A 16,433-nucleotide genomic window follows, 5' to 3' on the forward strand; every position below is an offset into this window, starting at 1 on the left:
AACATATTGTGGTCGGCCAGTCGTCCGGACGAAAGCGTCGCACGGGAGGGATCGGGATTCGGACCCGATCAGACCTGAGAATCGCAATTCATGCGAATCGCATTGCCCGGACACGGCGATTGCGGTTCGCCCCCGCCCCGCTAGGCTGCCGAAAAACCAGCAAGAGGAGATGAGGGGATGCACGAGACCAGCGGCACGATCGGACGGCGCGCAATGCTCAAGGCCGCGGCGGCAGGCGCCGCGCTGACGGCTCCGGGCGCGGCACTCGCCGCCACGGACCAGATGGCGGACGTGAAGAAGGCGATCGCCGCCAACCACGACACCGCGCTCAAGCGGCTGCAGGACTGGATCAGGCTCCCCTCGATCGCGGCCGAGAATCGCGGCTATCCTGAAGGCCCGAACTATATGAAGCAGCTGGCGCTCGACGCCGGCTTCCAGCATGCCGAGATCGTGCCGTCGAAGGGCAAGCCCGGCGTGTTCGCGACGCTCGACGCGGGCGCAAAGAAGACGCTCGGCATCTATTTCATGTACGACGTCAAGCAGTTCGACCCGGCGGAGTGGGAGAACCCGCCGCTTGAGGCGCGGCTGGTCGACAAGCCCGGCTTCGGCAAGGTGGTGATGGGCCGTGGCGCGGTGAACCAGAAGGGGCCGCAGGCGACCTTCCTCGCGGCGCTGCACGCGATGAAGGCGGCAGGGCGCAAGCTGCCGGTCAATCTCGTGCTGATCGCCGAGGGTGAGGAGGAGATCGCCTCCCCCAATTTCCATGAGATCGTCACCGCGCCGCAAGTCGCAGCCGCGCTCAAAAAGACCGTCGGCGTGATCATCCCGACCGGCTGGCAGAGCCCGGCGACGGGCGGGGTCACGCTGGCGCTGGGCGCCAAGGGCGCGGTCGAGTTCGAGCTCACCGTGTCGGGCGAGAAATGGGGCCGCGGGCCCAAGGGCGATGTGCATTCGAGCGAGAAGGCGCGCGTCGACAGCCCGCCCTGGCGGCTGGTCGCGGCACTCTCCACGTTGGTGTCGAAGGACGGCAACACCGTCACGATCGACGGCATTCAGGAGAAGGTTCAGCCGCTGACCGCGCGGCAGCGCCAGCTGATCGCCCAGACCGCCGCAAACACGCGCGAGGAGGACGCCAAGAAGGCGCTCGGCGTATCGCGCTGGATCGATGACATGAGCTGGGAAGAGTCGATGGTGCGGCTGGCGCAGGTGCCGACGGTCAACATCCAGGGGCTGGTGTCGGGCTATATGGGTCCGGGCGGCAAGACCGTGCTGCCGGGCAAGGCCACCGCCAAGATCGAGATGCGGCTGGTGCCCGACATGACCAAAGACGACACCATGGCCAAGCTGCGCGCGCATCTCGACAAGCGCGGCTTCACCGATGTCGAGGTCAATGTGAGCGGGGGCTATGGTCCGACCCAGACCGACGAGAACAGCGCGCTGATTCGCGCCGAGCTGGCGACCTGCGCGCGGCTGGGCGTGCCCGCGACGCTGCACCCGCGGCTGGCGGGAAGCTGGCCGGGGGTGATCTTCACCGGCCCACCGCTCAACCTGCCCGCGGGCCAGTTCGGCTTCGGCCATGGCAGCGGCGCACACGCCCCGAACGAGTATTTCGTGATCGAGAGCAGCAACCCCAAGGTGATGGGAATGGACGCAGCAACCTTCGGCTTCGTCGATTTCCTCTATCAGGTCGCCGCGACCGCCTGATCCACCCGAAGCGCCGCGCGTCGAAGCACGCGCGGCGTTTGGAGACCGACGATGAGCAAGGTGCGCGTAAACGGGTTCAGCATCTCGGCCGACGGCTATGGCGCGGGGCCCGAGCAGAGCCTCGAGCATCCGCTGGGCAAGGGTGCCAGTTTCCACAACTGGCTGACCGGCAGCCGCTGTTTCAAGACGATGACCGGTCAGGACGGCGGCAATGAGGGCGTCGACAACGGCTTTGCCGAACGCTCGATGGCCGGCCTTGGCGCATGGGTGATGGGGCGCAACATGTTCGGCCCGGTGCGCGGGCCGTGGCCCGACGGCGAATGGAAAGGCTGGTGGGGCGACAACCCGCCCTATCATTGCCCCGTCTATGTCCTGACGCATCACGCCCGCGCGCCGCTGGAGATGGACGGCGGCACCGTGTTCCACTTCGTCACCGAAGGGCCGGACAAAGCGCTGGAACTGGCGCGCGCGGCAGCGGGCGAGCAGGATATTCGCATCGGCGGCGGGGTCTCGACCGTGCGCCATTATCTGAAGGCGGGCGCGATCGACACGATGCATGTCGCGATCGCGCCGACACTGATGGGCAAGGGCGAGGCGCTGTTCGAGCGGATCGACCTGCCCGCGCTCGGCTATCGCGTCACCGAACACGCGCCGGGCGAGCAGGCGCTGCACATGGTGCTGGCGCGCGGCTGAAGCACGACAGCTGAACCAATTCGGGCCGCATTGTGGCGGTGGGCTGAACCCCCGATGAAAGGTCGGTCTGCCGCCGTTTTTGGGGACGTTCGGCCCGCCCCTTCCGCGCCACGCTTCGCCCCGGTCCGCTCATAGGAACCTGCGCCGCCGTCCGTTTTCACCCGCAACCGGGTGGTGTGGGCAGCCGTTCCTCTCCCGGTTCATGGCAACATGAGGAGATGAACGATGCGAACCCTGACGCTTACCGCCGCGGCGCTGGCCGTGCTGACGGTGCCGGCGCTGGCACGCGACCGCGCGAAGCCGGTCTTCGACGACAGCAACAGCCATTACCTCGACTACAAGACGTCGATCAGCGAGGCGAAGCGCGAGCTGCGCAAGGATCTGGCCGATGCGAATGACGAGGCCGACCGGGTCGATGCCTATGCCGAATATGAGGCCGAACTCGCCGACGCCGAGAAGGATTTCCGCAAGGAGATGGCCGAGCGCGGCGTTCGCATTCCCGCAGGCCGCGTGAGCGTGGAGACCGAGGTGTCGATGTACGAGCCGCGCTGATACGGCACTGATTTCCCAAGCTACATGGTCCGGACCCCACGGGTTCGGAAGGGCGGGAGCAGCCTCCGCGCGGACAGCATCTCGCAGACGCCGCTTCCGCCCTTAATTCAGCCGCACCACCCTTCGCGATAGCCGCCGGCATAACGGCGGGCGAGGCCCTCGGCGATCAGGGTCTCGCCGACGCCGCGGCCATCGACCGACACCAGCCGCAGCTTGCGGCCATAGCGATCGACATCGCGCCCGGCGGTCTCGAGCGAGACCCGTCCCGAATTGAGCAGCGCATGAAGCCGGTGCGTGGCGGCCTTACCCAGCGCCGCCTCCCGCGCGCAGCGGGCGGGGTGCGTTTCGGGGGTATCGATATCGGCGATGCGGATCTTCGCTCCGTCCATCCGGAACGTGTCGCCATCGACCACGCAATTGGTCCCGCCCCCGCTATGACACAGGGTGAAGCGGGTCGCGGGGCGATCGAACGCCGGCGCATCCGTCACTGCACGCGCCTCCCCCGGCACCAGCGGATACATCACCCAGCCCAGCCCGCCGGCGATGCCCGCGAGCGCCGTTGCGATCAGTGCCGCACGGCCAAAGCGTCGTCGGGGGCGCCGATCGAAACGAGCACGATTCCAGGTCCGGCGTGCGTGATCGCGTTGCCAGCGATTGTCGAAGTTCATCGGCGCTATCTAGCTGTAACGCCTCATCAAATCGTTTCGGGATAGCGCGGATGCGGGGCGGCTTACCGCCATTTCGGAGCAACTAGCGATAGCTCCGTTTTGGAGCGGACAATCCCCAAAGCGGCGCGATCCGCCGCTAAGGCTGCACGCATGAGCGAGAGCGAGCGGATCATTTTTGTATGCGAGGGCTGCGGCACGCCGGGCGTGACGCGGGAGGCATGGGCGGCGTGGGACGTGGCGACGCAGGCGTGGGTACTGGCGGAGATGTTCGACTACGCCTTCTGCCACCGCTGCCATCGGCGGACGCAGCTGGAGCAGCGGAAGGTGGAGGGGGAGTAGCGGTCGCTCACGGCTCGGGGGCATCGCCAGAGGCCTGTCGGGATCTCTCCTGCGCCACCCCGGCCCCCTGCCGGGGTGGTTCTTGGCCGGTCGCCTTAGGCTATGCCGCCTGTGCAAGCGGCAGGAACGGGCCCACCACCCCTAACGCGCGGGTCACATACTCCACCTTTTCGCCGACCGGGGCGACATAGTGGATCGCTTCCTCGGCATCCTTGAGCGAACCCAGCCGCGCGATCATCCACGCCGCGAGATATTGCGAGGCGAGGCAGCCGCCTGCGGTCGCGACATTGCCATGCGCGACGAACGGCGCGTCGATGACATTGACCCCCGCCTCGATCACCCAGGGCTTGGTGGTGAGATCGGTGCAGGCGGGAAGATCGCCGACCAGCCCGAGCTTCGCGAGCAGCAACGTGCCCGAACATTGCGCGCCGATCAGCTGGCGCGCGGGATCGAGGCGGATGCGGCCCAGCAGATCGGCGTCGGCGGCATGGTCGCGCGTCCGGATGCCGCTGCCGATCAGGACCGCGTCGGCCTGCTCCAGGAAATCGAGCCCGCGCTGAGCGCGAACGGTGACGCCGTTCATCGACGTCACCTCGTCGGTCGGCGAGGTGATATACGCCGCCCAGCCCTTGCCCCGCATCCGGTTGAGGATCGCGGCTGCGATGAAGGAATCGAGCTCGTTATACCCGTCGAGCGTGAGAACGGCGATCTGCATGTCTACCCCGCGTTGCTAAGCCCAAGCTGCCAGAGGACAAATGCGTTCTCCTCTGCGGCCTCGTGCAGGCTTTCCCAGCGGCCCGATTTGCCGCCATGCCCCGCGCCCATATTGGTCTTGAGCAGCAGGACATTATCGTCGGTCTTGGTCGCGCGCAGCTTCGCCGCCCATTTGGCCGGCTCCCAATAGGTCACGCGCGGATCGTTGAGGCCGCCCGAGATGAAGATCGGCGGATAGGCCTGGGGTTTGACGTTGTCGTAGGGCGAATAGCCGCGGATCAGCTCGAACGCTTCCTTGTCGGTGATCGGATTGCCCCATTCGGGCCATTCGCCCGGCGTGAGCGGAAGCGTATCGTCGAGCATCGTGTTGAGCACGTCGACGAACGGCACATCGGCGACCACCGCCCCCCACAGATCGGGGTCGGAGTTGATCACCGCGCCCATCAGCTCGCCACCCGCCGATCCGCCGGCAATGGCGATCCCGCCCTTGTGGGTGAAGCCGCGCTCGATCAGCCCCTTCGCGACATCGACAAAGTCGTTGAAGGTGTTGGTGCGCTTGGTGAGCTTGCCGTCGAGATACCATTGCTGGCCGAGATCGTCGCCGCCGCGAATATGCGCGATGGCGAAGGCGACGCCGCGGTCGAGGAACGACATGCGCGAGGTCGAGAAGCCCGGCGGGATCGCGATGCCGTAGGCGCCATAGGCGTAGAGATAGACCTTCCCCGTGCCGTCGCGCGGGAAGTCCTTGGGATAGACGATCGAGCAGGGCACCTCGGTGCCGTCGCGCGCGGTGATCCTGAGGCGCTCGGTGGCGTATTTCGATGCGTCATAGCCCGAGGGGATGACCTGAACCTTGCGCACTTCTAGCTCGCCGGTCGCGACGTGATAGTCATAGACGGTGCCGGGCGTGACCATCGATTCATAACCGATGCGCAGCACGTCCATCGCATATTCGGGATTGTCGCCGAGCGACGCGACATAGCTCGCCTCGGCAAAGGCAATGCGCTTGCCTTCACCGCCCGAATAACGGTGAAGCTCGATCTGATCGAGGCCGTCCTCGCGCCCCTCGACGATGAAGAAATCGGCAAAGGTGGTGACGCCGGTCATGTAGAAATGCGGCGACGGCGCGATCCGTTCGACCCACTCGCCCGGCGCATCGATGCGCGCGGTGCACAGCCGGAAATTGGTGTGCGTATCGTTGGTGTGGATGAACAGCGTGCCGTCATGCTCCTCGACGTCATACTCACGCCCTTCCTTGCGCGGCGCGACCAGGATCGGCTCGGCGAACGGGTTGTCGGCGGGGAGCAGGCGCACCTCGCTGGTGACATGATCGCCGGTCGAGATCACGATCCATTTGCGCGACTGGGTCTCACCGACGCCGACGCGATAGCCCTCGTCGTCCTCGTGATAGAGCTCGACATCCCCGGCCGGATCGCTGCCGAGCCGGTGGTAGCGCGCATTATCGGTACGCCACTGATCGTTGGCGAGGCCATAGAGGAAGCCGGCATCGTCCGCGGTCCAGACGATGTCGGAGAGCATGCCCGGAATCTCGTCAGGCAGATGCTCACCGGTCTCGAGGTCCTTGACCTTGAGCAGGAAGCGTTCCGAGCCGTTGTCGTCATAGGCATAAGCCAGCCAGCGGCCGTTGTTGGAGACCGAGAAGCCGCCGAGACGGAAATATTCCTTGCCCTTCGCCAGCGCCGGTTCGTCGAGGATCAGACTGTCTTCACCCCCAGCGACGGGCTTGCGCCACCAGCGGCGATATTCGCCGCCCTGCTCGAAATCGGCCCAATAGAGCCAGTCGCCGTCCTTCTGGGGGACGGTGGCATCGTCTTCCTTGATTCGGCCGCGCATCTCCGCGAACAGCGTGTCGGCGAGCGGCTTCAACGGCTTCATCACCGTTTCGAAATAGGCGTTCTCGTCCTTGAGGTAGGTCAGCACCTCTTCGCTGGTGACGTTGGGATAGCCCGGATCGCGCAGCCAGTTCCACGGATCCTCGATCGTCACCCCGTGGCGCTCGAAGCTGTGGGGACGGGTGGCGGCGACGGGGGGCTTATCAGTCATCGCCTTTCCCTAGCCGCTCGGCTTCGTCCAAGTCGAGCTGGCATTGCTCACCACGCACTTGCCGCAAACGTAAGCCCCGCGCATCATGGCCGAAACGAACAGGAGTAGGCGTATGAAACGGGCGATGATGGTGGGCGCGGCATTGGTGGCGCTGACAGGAACCGCGGCGGCGCAGCGCTACGAGGCGAAGATCGTCCGCACGCAGCACGGCATCCCGCATATCAACGCCAAGGACTGGCGCGGGGCGGGCTATGGCGTGGGCTATGCCTATGCGCAGGACAATCTGTGCATGATCGCCGAGGAGTTCGCGACGGTGGCGGGCGAGCGATCGCTGCACTTCGGGCCGAAGGAGAGCGCGACGCTCGGCTTCCAGAAGGTCGACAATCTCAGCTCCGACCTGTTCTTCCGCAGTGCGATCGACCTGCCCGCGCTGCGCAGGGGCGTACGGGCGCAGGGTCGCGACGCACTCGAGCTCGTCCAGGGTTATGTGGCGGGCTATAACCGCTATCTGCGTGACATCGGGCCGCAAGGCGTTCCCGCCGAATGCCGCGGAAAACCGTGGGTGCGGCCGATCACCGCCGACGACACATTGCGATTGAACGAGAAGCAGATGCTGCTGGCGAGCTCGCTGGCGCTCGCCCCCGGGATCGCCAATGCGGTGCCGCCGGGTGCGACGAAGCCGGCCGCGCTGAGCCGCGCGATACTGCCCGATTTCGACCGGCTGGAGATCGCCAGCAACGGCTGGGCGTTCGGCGGCGACGTGACCGTGGACGGCAAGGGGTTGCTGGTCGGCAACCCGCATTTCCCCTGGCACGGACCGAGCCGCTTCTGGGAAATGCACATCACCATCCCCGGCAAGATCGATGTCGCGGGCGTGGGGATTGCCGGAACCCCCTTCCCCACCCTCGGCTTCAACCGCGACATCGCCTGGACGCATACGGTGACCGCGGCGCGGCACTTCACCCTGTATCAGCTTGCGCTCGATCCTGCCGATCCGACCGCGTATCTGGTCGACGGCAAGTCGGAAAAGATGATCGCGAAGACCATCAGCGTGCCGTTGCCCGACGGGAAATCGGTCGAGCGCACGCTCTACTCGACCCGCTTCGGGGCGGTGGTGACGATGCCGCAGGCGATGGTGAACTGGACCGACAAGATTGCGTTCGCGGTGCGCGACGCCAATCGCGGCAACCAGCGCGCAGTCGGCACCTGGCTGAAGATCGCGCGGGCGCGCAACGTCGGCGAAGTGCGCGACGTGGTGACGCAGAGCCTCGCGATTCCGTGGGTCAATACCATCGCCGCCGACCGGCACGGCGACGCGCTGCATGCCGATGTGACCGCGGTGCCCAATGTCTCGGCCGAAAAGATCAAGGCATGCGCGACGGCGCTGTCGCCCGCGGTGGCGCGCGCGGCGGTACTGCTCGACGGGTCGAAATCGGCCTGCGCGTGGGACGAGGCGGCGGGAACGTCGGTGCCGGGGCTGATGCCGGCCGGCGATCAGGCGATCTACCAGCGGCGCGATTACGTCGCGAACATGAACGACAGCTACTGGCTGAGCAATCCGCGCGTCCCCCATGCGCCGCTGTCGCCGATCCTCGGCCCGACGGAGCAGCAAGTGAGCCTGCGCACGCGATCGGGCTTTATCGAGACCGATGCGCTGATCGCGGGCGGCAAGGTCGATCACAAACGCGTGCAGGACATGGCCTTCGCCAATAAGAGCCTCGCCGCCGATCTCGCGCTGAAGCCGCTGCTGGCCCTATGCGCGGGCAAGGCCGAGGTCGCCGATGCCTGTGCCGCGCTGGGCAAATGGGATGGGCGATTCGAGAATGACAGCCGCGGCGCGTGGCTGTTCGACCGCTTCTGGATGAAGGCGCGGAGCGTGCCCGGCATCTGGGCGGTGCCGTTCGATGTGAAGGACCCGCTCCACACGCCGCGCGACTTCGTCACCACCGGCGACACGGGATCGAAGCTGATCGCTACGCTCAAGGCCGCGGCCGAAGAGGTGACCAAGGCAGGCGTCGCACTCGATGCGCGCTGGGGCGATGTCCACTATGCGCAGCGCGGCAATGAACGCATCCCGGTGCACGGCGGCGACGGGCAGTTGGGCGTGCTCAACGTCCAGATCTCCGACCCTGCACCGGGCGGAGTCACCCCGCGGCACGGATCGAGCTATGTGCAGGTGGTCGGCTTCGACGCCGCGGGGCCGGTGGCGGATACGGTGCTGAGCTACTCGCAGTCCCCCGACCCGGCATCGCCCTGGTATGCCGACCAGACGCATCTCTATGCCAGGAAGGCATGGGTCCGCTTCCCCTTCACCCCGGCGCAGATCGAAGCGGCGAAGGTCGGGGAAGCGCTGACGATCAAGGAATAGAAGGCCGGGATTCCTTGGCCGTCATCCCCGCGCAGGCGGGGATCCATTGAGGCTGACGCTGCGGCACGATCCGATAGGTCAGCCAGAATGGATTCCCGCCTGCGCGGGAATGACGACTGCGAGGGATGAGATGACGATGGAGAGAGGGGCTAGGCGGCTTCGAGGTCGAGCAGCATGCGCTTGGCCTCGAGCCCGCCGGCAAAGCCGGTGAGCGTGCCGTTGGTGCCGATCACGCGGTGGCACGGCGCGATGATCGAGACCGGGTTGCGGCCATTGGCGGCGCCGACCGCGCGGCTCGCGGTGGGGCGGCCGATCTGGCGCGCGATCTGGACGTAGCTGCGCGTCTCGCCGAACGGGATGGTGAGCAGCGCCTGCCACACGCTGCGCTGGAAATCGGTGCCGCGAAAATCGAGCGGCACGTCGAAGGCGCGCAGCTTGCCGGCGAAATAGGCGTCGACCTGCGTAGCGGCGCGGACGAGGATCGGGTGCGCATCGTCCTCGACCGTCGCGCCGAGCGGCACGCGGCCGGGGCGCTCATTGGGCCAGAGGATCGCGACCAGCCCGGCGTCGCTGGCGACGAGGCGCAGCGTACCGACCGGCGAGGCAATGTCCTTGTAAGCGAGGGTCATGTGAAGTCTCCTGCGAATATGCTCCGCAAGATAGGCGTGGTGTAAAGGGGATGCTTCCCGTGGCTTGCGCGCAAAGTCGAAACCCAATTGTTCCTCTGTCGTCATTCCCGCGAAGGCGGGAATCCATTCTCCCCGCCGTCTCGGCTTGACCCGACAGGTCAGCCGGAATGGATCCCCGCCTTCGCGGGGATGACGAATGAGAGGACGGGGATGACGATTGAGCGGGAGGGGAAGGCGGCTAGGAGGGAGCGCGTGAAGAGCGAGCGGACGTCTCAGTTCCCGATCACGCCGCCCATGCCGAGGCGCTTACCGCGGGTGATGATGACGCGGTCGCCGAGTTTGGCCTGCGCGAAGATCAGTTTGGCGAAGGGCAAAGGCACCCCGATGCAGCCATGCGTCGCGGCGCCCATCTCGACCTCCGACGCGTGGATCGCGACGCCGTCATTGGTCAGGCGCATCATGTACGGCATCGGCGCGCCGTAGAGGTTGGAGATGTGGTGCACCTTCTTCTGCGTGATCTTGTGCACGCCGAGCGGGGTCGGCTTCTCGTCCGCGCCATAGAGGATCGCGGTGGCGCCGATTTCATAGCCGTCGCGGAACACCGACATCGTCTCTGCCTCGAGATCGATGGTGATCGTCAGCGGGCCGTCCGCTGGGACATCGTCGGTGTTCCAATAATATTCGCCGAAGCGGATCGGGCCGGGGATATCGAGGATACGCTTGACCACCAGCCCCGGTTCGGCCGCGGGCTCGACAGGCTTGGGCGCGGGCGGCGGTGCAGCGGGCTTGGGCGCGGCAGCCGCGGGTTTCGCAGGCGCGGCAGCGGGGGCAGGCACAAGCGCAGCAGCGCCCATCGCCGCGGCCACGCCGCCAACGAGAAGCCCCGTCCTGATCGCCCAACCACTCCAGTTCACGTGCCGACTCCGCTTGCCCTTGTCCCATTATGATCGGGACTTTGGGCGATATATGCCACCCCCGATTTCCCGGCGTTCCATGCTGGCACAGCCCGCAGCGGCGTTAACCCGCACCTTCGCCCCCTTCCCAATGGCGCGCGATCGGCCTAGCCATTCGCCATTGCCCGGACGGCTTCACAGGCGGCCTTGCCGCACCCAGATAGGGGAAGGAGCCGCCGGACCACGCGCTGTTGAGGATCACGAGAATGTCCACCTATGCCGATCGCCTGAACGCATTGCGGGCGCAGCTCAAGCGCGAGCAGCTCGACGGGTTCGTCGTGCCGCTGACCGACGAGCATATGAGCGAATATGTCGGCGGCTATGCGCAGCGCCTCGGCTGGCTGACCGGGTTTCAGGGCAGCGCGGGCAGCGCGGTGGTGCTGCCCGAGGCCGCGGCGATCTTCACCGACGGCCGCTACACGCTTCAGGTGCGCCAGCAGGTCGACGGCAGTCATTGGGACTATGTCCCCGTGCCGCAGGTGAGCATTGCCAGCTGGCTGGGCGAGCATGCGCCGCAGGGCGGGCGGATCGGCTATGATCCCTGGCTGCACACGCGCGGCTGGGTCGAGGAAGCGCGCAAGGCGCTCGCCGAGAAGGGCGCCGAGCTGGTCGCGGTCGAGCGCAACCCGATCGATGCGGTGTGGGACGACCGGCCCCTCCCCTCTGACGCCCGGCTTTCCGTGCAGGGCGACGACACCGCGGGGCAAACCAGCGCCGCCAAGCGCGCCGGGATCGCCGACTGGCTGAGCGAGCGCAAGGCGGATGCCGTGGTGCTCTCCGCACTCGATTCGATCGCCTGGGCGTTCAACGTGCGCGGCACCGATGTCAGCCACACGCCGGTCGCGCTCGCCTATGCGATCGTCAATTCGGACGGCACCGCCGACCTGTTCGTCGCGAAGGACAAGGTCGGCGACGATGTCGCCAAGCATCTGGGCAATGCGGTGCGCGTGCATGACCGCAGCGCCTTTGCCCCGGCACTGGCGCAGTTCGCCGGCAAGCGCGTCGCAGCCGATCCTGCGGGATCGGTGGCGGCGATCTTCGACGCGCTCGATGCCGGCGGCGCGAAGATTCTGGCGGTGCGCGATCCGGTGGTGCTGGCCAAGGCGATCAAGAACGACGCCGAGATTTCGGGACACCGCGCGGCACAGGCACGCGACGGCGCCGCGCTCGCCCGGTTCCTCAAATGGGCCGAGGCCGAGATGCCCAAGGGTGGCGTAACCGAGATTTCGGCCGCCAATCGCCTGCAGGCGTTCCGCGAGGAGACCGGGCTGCTCAAGGACCTGTCGTTCGACACGATTTCGGGCACCGGCCCCAATGGCGCGATCCCGCACTACAAGGTGACCGAGGAGTCGAGCCTGCCGATCGAGAATGGCCAGCTCTATCTGGTCGATTCGGGCGGGCAATATGCCGACGGCACCACCGACGTGACGCGCGTGCTCCCGATCGGCGAGCCGACGCTGGAAATGCGCGACCGCTTCACCCGCGTGCTCAAGGGCCATATCGCGATCGCCACCGCGATCTTCCCCGCGGGCACCACCGGCGGCCAGATCGACAGCTTTGCACGGCGGCCGCTGTGGGAAGTCGGCTGCGACTATGGTCATGGCACCGGCCATGGCGTCGGCGCCTATCTGTCGGTCCATGAAGGGCCGCAGCGCATCGCCGCGCCCAATTATCCGGGCGGCGGTCCCGCCGAACCGCTGCGCGCGGGCATGTTCCTGTCGAACGAGCCGGGCTATTACAAGTCGGGCGAGTTCGGCATCCGCATCGAGAATCTGGTGCTGGTGATCGACAAGGACATTCCCGGCGCCGAATCGCCGATGCTCGGCTTCGAGACGCTGACCTTCGCCCCGATCGAGCGCGGCCTGATCGAGCCGGGCCTGCTGACCGAGGACGAGCGCCGCTGGCTCGATGCGTACCATGCCAAAGTGCTGGAAGTGCTGGGACCGCAGCTCTCGCCCGAGGAGCGGGTGTGGCTTGAGGCCAAGTGCCGGCCGATCACCGCCAGATAATCGCGACCCGCCGTCACCCCGGCCTTATGCCGGGGTCCACCGGGCGGCGGGCTATGGGAAAGAGGCTCGAGGGCAACGGGTGCGGCACCGTGGACCCCGGCACAAGTCCGGGGTGACGCAGAAGGATCAGTCTTCGTCCCGCTTCGCCTCCGACAGATTGCGATCTTGCGCCCCCACCCCCCGCGCCTGTGCCTTGCGCTTGCGCAGATTCTCGCGGAGCGCTGCGGCGAGGCGGGCCTTCTTGTCGGCATCGTTCATGGCGCAATGCGATAAACCCGGCGTGTTCGCCTTGACAAGCGGCTGACCCTGCGCAAAAGGGCCGCTCCCGCGCGGGCCCCGCCCGCCGAGTGCTGCCGTAGCTCAGTGGTAGAGCGCATCCTTGGTAAGGCTGAGGTCGTGAGTTCAATCCTCACCGGCAGCACCATTTTTCCTTCCGCATGAAACCGCGGGACCGGCCTGGCCGGTCCCTGCGGTGCGGCTCGCAGCCCGTGCGTCAGGCGGCGGCGCGCAGCATCGCGGCGAGCCAGTCGTCGACGATGCAGTCGATCACCAGATGCACGCGATCGGTGGTGCCGCGATTGGCCACCGCATGCTCATCGGCCAGCCGCAGATACCAGGCCTCACCCGGCGCCATCGCCAGTGGCGTCCCGTTGAGCAGGAACTCGACATCGGGATTGGTCGTGATCGGGATATGGATGCGCGCAACGCCCCTTTCGGCGGCGACGTCATGGTCGCGATGCGGCCTGATCACAGACCCGGGAGTCAGCCGCATCAGCCGCACGACGTGGAGCGGGCACCGAAACTGCGCGAGAACCTCGCGGAAGCAGGGGGTCTGCGCGAGCAGCGGGCCGTCGACGACTTCGGTCGCGGTAGGATCGGCATAGATCATCATCACCGGATGCGTCGCGCCCGCCATGTGCCGCAGCGGGAGGACCGACCAGTTGCCTTCATAATTCTGGCGCACGAGGTGATCGATCCAGTCGCGGTCCACCACCTGAAGGTCGGCACGCAGCCGGTCCACGTCGAAGGCGAGCGGCAGGCGCACGCGATCGGGCAGGTCCCAGCCGGACGATGACTGCACCATCACCTGACCCTGCATCGCCTGCCCCCTTCCGAACGCGAGCCTATCCCCCTCGCCGCGTCCTGCCTAGGCGCATCGCCGCCCGGCAGCTATTCGGGGCAGCGGCTCTCGTGCGGGTCGGACACGATCCGTGCGTCGGAGATACTGAGCGCGAAGGGACCGGCGGCGGTGATCCGCAACGGCGCGGCGACCTTGCGCAGGTCCGGATTGACCCTGGCGAAGCATTTGAGGCTCAGCGTCGCGGTCTGCCATACGCCCGGCTGCCGGCTGAACATCGCAGTGGCGACAAGCCCCTTGCCGGTCGCGCTGTCGGGGATCGCGATCTCGACCGGCCCCGTCGGCGCGGTATCGACACGATAGACGATGCGCAGCGACAGATCGGCATTGCTCTCGCGCGACCAGTCGACCTCCGGCCCGGCGAGCGTGAATGCCGCGGGCGCGCTCCATGTCAGGCGGATCGCGCCTTCCTGCTGCGTCGCCGAATCGACCGCGCTGCGGGCGATCCCCGGCGCGGATGCGATCGCATAGGGCGCCGGAACCGAGCCGCGCGCGAAAAAGATCGTCCGGTTCGACAGGCTGGCGTCGACGCCCGACACCTCGCTCAGTGTGCCGAGCGGCTTGCCCGGCGTGCGATAGTCGAGGCCAAAGCCGTAAGCGAACAGCGGGTCATAGCCCGGCTGGCCGGGGTTGAGCACGAACTGGCCTGCGGTCTTCGGCCAGGAGAAGCTCAGCCGCCCGTGGAAGTCGTGGCGCGGCTTGCCCGCCTTGTCGCCGATCAGCACGTCCGCGATGCCGCCGCCCTCGCTGCCCGGCAGCCACGCCGCAACGAACGCGTCCGATGCGTTGAGCTCGGGATTCACCCAGAGCGGGCGGCCCGACAGAAACACTGAGACGGTGGGGATGCCCGCGGCCTTGAGTTTCCTGAGAACGGCCAGCGCCTGCTTGTCGCCCGGCTCGAACTCGAGCGTGTTGATGTCGCCGCGCATCTCGGCATAGGGCGCTTCGCCGAACACGACGATCGCGACATCGGGTTTCGCGGTGAAGCTGCCGTCGGCGCTGAGCGTCGCGGCGCCGCCCTGCGCGCGCACCGCTTCGTCGATCCCCTCCCAGATCGTCTGGGCATTGGGGAAGTCGCTGCGCACATTGCCGTCGCCCTGCCAGCTCAGCGTCCAGCCGCCCGTCTGCGGGGTCATGTCATTGGCACCCGCACCCGCCACCAGCACCTTCGCGCCGCCGCGGATCGGCAGCACGCTCCCCTCATTCTTGAGCAGCACCAGCGACTTGCGCACCGCCTCACGCGCCACCGCGCGATGCTCCGGCGCGCCCATCAGCGCGGCGCGGCCGTCATAGGGACGAGGGGCATCGAACAAGCCCAGCCTGAACTTGACGCGCAGGATGCGGCGCACCGCGTCGTCGATCCGCGCCATCGGGATCGCGCCGCTCTTCGCGTGCTTGAGCGTGCTTTCGTACAGCCCCTTCCAGGTGTCGGGCGCCATCAGCATGTCGATGCCGGCATTGATCGCGCGCGCACAATCGGTGGCGGTGCAGCCCTTGATCTGGACGTGCCCGTTCCAGTCGCTGACGACGAAGCCGTCGAAGCCCATCTTGCCCTTGAGCACATCGGTCAGCATCGACTGGTTGCCGTGCATCTTCTCGCCGTTCCAGCTGTTGAACGACGCCATCACCGTCATCACCCCGGCATCGATCGCCGAGACATAGCCCTGTGCATGTGTCGCGATCAGCGTCTTCTCGTCGACCTTCGTATCGCCCTGATCGACGCCGCCGGTGGTGCCGCCATCGCCCAGGAAATGCTTGGCCGATGCCGCGACATGACCCTGCTGGATCGTGCCCGAGGCACGCGCGCCCTGCAGCCCGTCGATCAGCGCCCGGGCATAGGCCTTCGAGATGTCGGGCCGCTCCGAATACCCCTCATAGGCGCGGCCCCAGCGATCGTCCTGCGGCACGGCGAGCGTCGGGCCGAACGCCCAGTCCATCCCCGCCGCCGCGGTCTCGACCGCGGTGATGCGGCCGATCTTGCCGATCAGCACGGGGTCGTTCGCCGCGCCAAGCCCGATGTTATGCGGAAAGATCGTCGCGCCGATGATGTTGCTGTTGCCGTGGACGGCGTCGATGCCGAAGATATTGGGGATCGGCACATAGCCCGGCCGCTTCTCGAGCGAGACCGCGCGGAACGCCTGCGCCGTGGCGAGCCAGGGCCCGATCGCCGACCGGTCGGGCGCATTGAGCGGCGGCGAGCTGCCCCCGGCCAGAACGCTGCCGATCGGATAGGTACGCAGCTCCTCGGGCTTGATCGCGCCGATATCGGCCTGAATCAGCTGTCCGACCTTCTGCTCGATCGAGAGTTTGGCGAGCAGGGCGTCGATCTTCTTCTCGGTCGCGGGATCGACCAGCCCGACGCTCTTCGCCGCGGGCCAGTTTGCAGGGTTGGCGGTCGAGGCCGGGCTGTCCTGCGCCGCAACAGACGTCGCGGACAACGTTGTCCCGGCCAACAGCAACCATAGCCCCCGCCCTGCCTTCATGACGCTCTCCCTGTTTTCGGATGATCCGGAAATTCGGAGGCAGCATATCGCGCGAAGAGGCCATGTCCACTGTGCTATGCGCTACAATGGTCATGACCTCTTTGTTACCGCTTTGCGCG

General features: G+C 66.9%; 14 protein-coding genes and 1 tRNA gene. 7 read left to right on the forward strand and 8 right to left on the reverse strand.

The window, feature by feature from the left end; genetic code table 11:
• Window positions 1-177 precede the first annotated feature (177 nt).
• The 3 genes from AC07NK_RS00585 (at window position 178) to AC07NK_RS00595 (ending at window position 2,949) form a co-directional block, all read left to right on the forward strand.
• Window positions 178-1,704 carry a M20/M25/M40 family metallo-hydrolase gene (locus AC07NK_RS00585; protein ID WP_495168627.1) on the forward strand — a complete coding sequence of 509 codons (1,527 nt, stop codon included), beginning with the start codon at window positions 178-180 and terminating at the stop codon, window positions 1,702-1,704.
• A gap of 51 nt (window positions 1,705-1,755) precedes the next feature.
• A complete protein-coding gene (locus AC07NK_RS00590) occupies window positions 1,756-2,397 on the forward strand; it encodes a dihydrofolate reductase family protein (protein WP_495168628.1) in 642 nt (213 codons plus the stop codon).
• Window positions 2,398-2,622: 225 nt separating this feature from the next.
• Complete coding sequence (locus AC07NK_RS00595) at window positions 2,623-2,949, forward strand: hypothetical protein (protein WP_495168629.1); 327 nt, start codon at window positions 2,623-2,625, stop codon at window positions 2,947-2,949.
• A gap of 107 nt (window positions 2,950-3,056) precedes the next feature.
• On the opposite strand, the gene AC07NK_RS00600 is transcribed toward AC07NK_RS00595, so the two are convergent.
• Entirely contained in the window at window positions 3,057-3,617 is a 561-nt protein-coding gene (locus AC07NK_RS00600) for a thermonuclease family protein (protein WP_495168630.1), read from the reverse strand.
• A 150-nt stretch (window positions 3,618-3,767) separates the two neighbouring features.
• Here AC07NK_RS00600 and AC07NK_RS00605 point away from each other — a divergent pair, with 150 nt between their 5' ends.
• The gene (locus AC07NK_RS00605; RefSeq protein WP_495168631.1) at window positions 3,768-3,956 is read left to right on the forward strand and encodes a hypothetical protein; all 189 of its coding nucleotides are present in this window, start codon (window positions 3,768-3,770) and stop codon (window positions 3,954-3,956) included.
• A gap of 100 nt (window positions 3,957-4,056) precedes the next feature.
• Here the strand turns inward: AC07NK_RS00605 and AC07NK_RS00610 are convergent, their stop codons facing one another.
• Window positions 4,057-4,671 carry a DJ-1/PfpI family protein gene (locus tag AC07NK_RS00610; RefSeq protein ID WP_495168632.1) on the reverse strand — a complete coding sequence of 205 codons (615 nt, stop codon included), beginning with the start codon at window positions 4,669-4,671 and terminating at the stop codon, window positions 4,057-4,059.
• A gap of 2 nt (window positions 4,672-4,673) precedes the next feature.
• The gene (locus AC07NK_RS00615; protein WP_495168633.1) at window positions 4,674-6,734 is read right to left on the reverse strand and encodes a S9 family peptidase; all 2,061 of its coding nucleotides are present in this window, start codon (window positions 6,732-6,734) and stop codon (window positions 4,674-4,676) included.
• 112 nt (window positions 6,735-6,846) lie between these two features.
• On the opposite strand from AC07NK_RS00615, the gene AC07NK_RS00620 reads away from it, so the two are divergent.
• Window positions 6,847-9,102, forward strand: coding sequence for a penicillin acylase family protein (locus AC07NK_RS00620; protein WP_495168634.1), 2,256 nt, complete (start codon window positions 6,847-6,849; stop codon window positions 9,100-9,102).
• A gap of 149 nt (window positions 9,103-9,251) precedes the next feature.
• Here AC07NK_RS00620 and AC07NK_RS00625 read toward each other — a convergent pair whose 3' ends face one another.
• Window positions 9,252-9,731, reverse strand: a complete 480-nt coding sequence (locus tag AC07NK_RS00625; RefSeq protein WP_495168635.1) for a methylated-DNA--[protein]-cysteine S-methyltransferase — start codon at window positions 9,729-9,731, stop codon at window positions 9,252-9,254.
• 272 nt (window positions 9,732-10,003) lie between these two features.
• Entirely contained in the window at window positions 10,004-10,645 is a 642-nt protein-coding gene (locus AC07NK_RS00630; RefSeq protein WP_495168636.1) for a L,D-transpeptidase family protein, read from the reverse strand.
• Between the two features lie 245 nt (window positions 10,646-10,890).
• Between AC07NK_RS00630 and AC07NK_RS00635 the strand changes: the two genes are divergently transcribed.
• Window positions 10,891-12,693, forward strand: coding sequence for an aminopeptidase P family protein (locus tag AC07NK_RS00635; RefSeq protein WP_495168637.1), 1,803 nt, complete (start codon window positions 10,891-10,893; stop codon window positions 12,691-12,693).
• A gap of 126 nt (window positions 12,694-12,819) precedes the next feature.
• On the opposite strand, the gene AC07NK_RS00640 is transcribed toward AC07NK_RS00635, so the two are convergent.
• On the reverse strand, window positions 12,820-12,951 hold the full coding sequence (locus AC07NK_RS00640) for a hypothetical protein (protein WP_495168638.1): 132 nt from the start codon (window positions 12,949-12,951) through the stop codon (window positions 12,820-12,822).
• Window positions 12,952-13,042: 91 nt separating this feature from the next.
• Here AC07NK_RS00640 and AC07NK_RS00645 point away from each other — a divergent pair.
• Window positions 13,043-13,117, forward strand: a tRNA-Thr gene (locus AC07NK_RS00645).
• 69 nt (window positions 13,118-13,186) lie between these two features.
• Here AC07NK_RS00645 and AC07NK_RS00650 read toward each other — a convergent pair.
• On the reverse strand, window positions 13,187-13,792 hold the full coding sequence (locus AC07NK_RS00650; protein WP_495168639.1) for an aspartyl/asparaginyl beta-hydroxylase domain-containing protein: 606 nt from the start codon (window positions 13,790-13,792) through the stop codon (window positions 13,187-13,189).
• A 71-nt stretch (window positions 13,793-13,863) separates the two neighbouring features.
• The gene (locus AC07NK_RS00655) at window positions 13,864-16,314 is read right to left on the reverse strand and encodes a glycoside hydrolase family 3 protein (protein ID WP_495168640.1); all 2,451 of its coding nucleotides are present in this window, start codon (window positions 16,312-16,314) and stop codon (window positions 13,864-13,866) included.
• Window positions 16,315-16,433: the final 119 nt, after the last annotated feature.

This window comes from Sphingomonas sp. GW821-FHT09B04 (assembly GCF_059418285.1).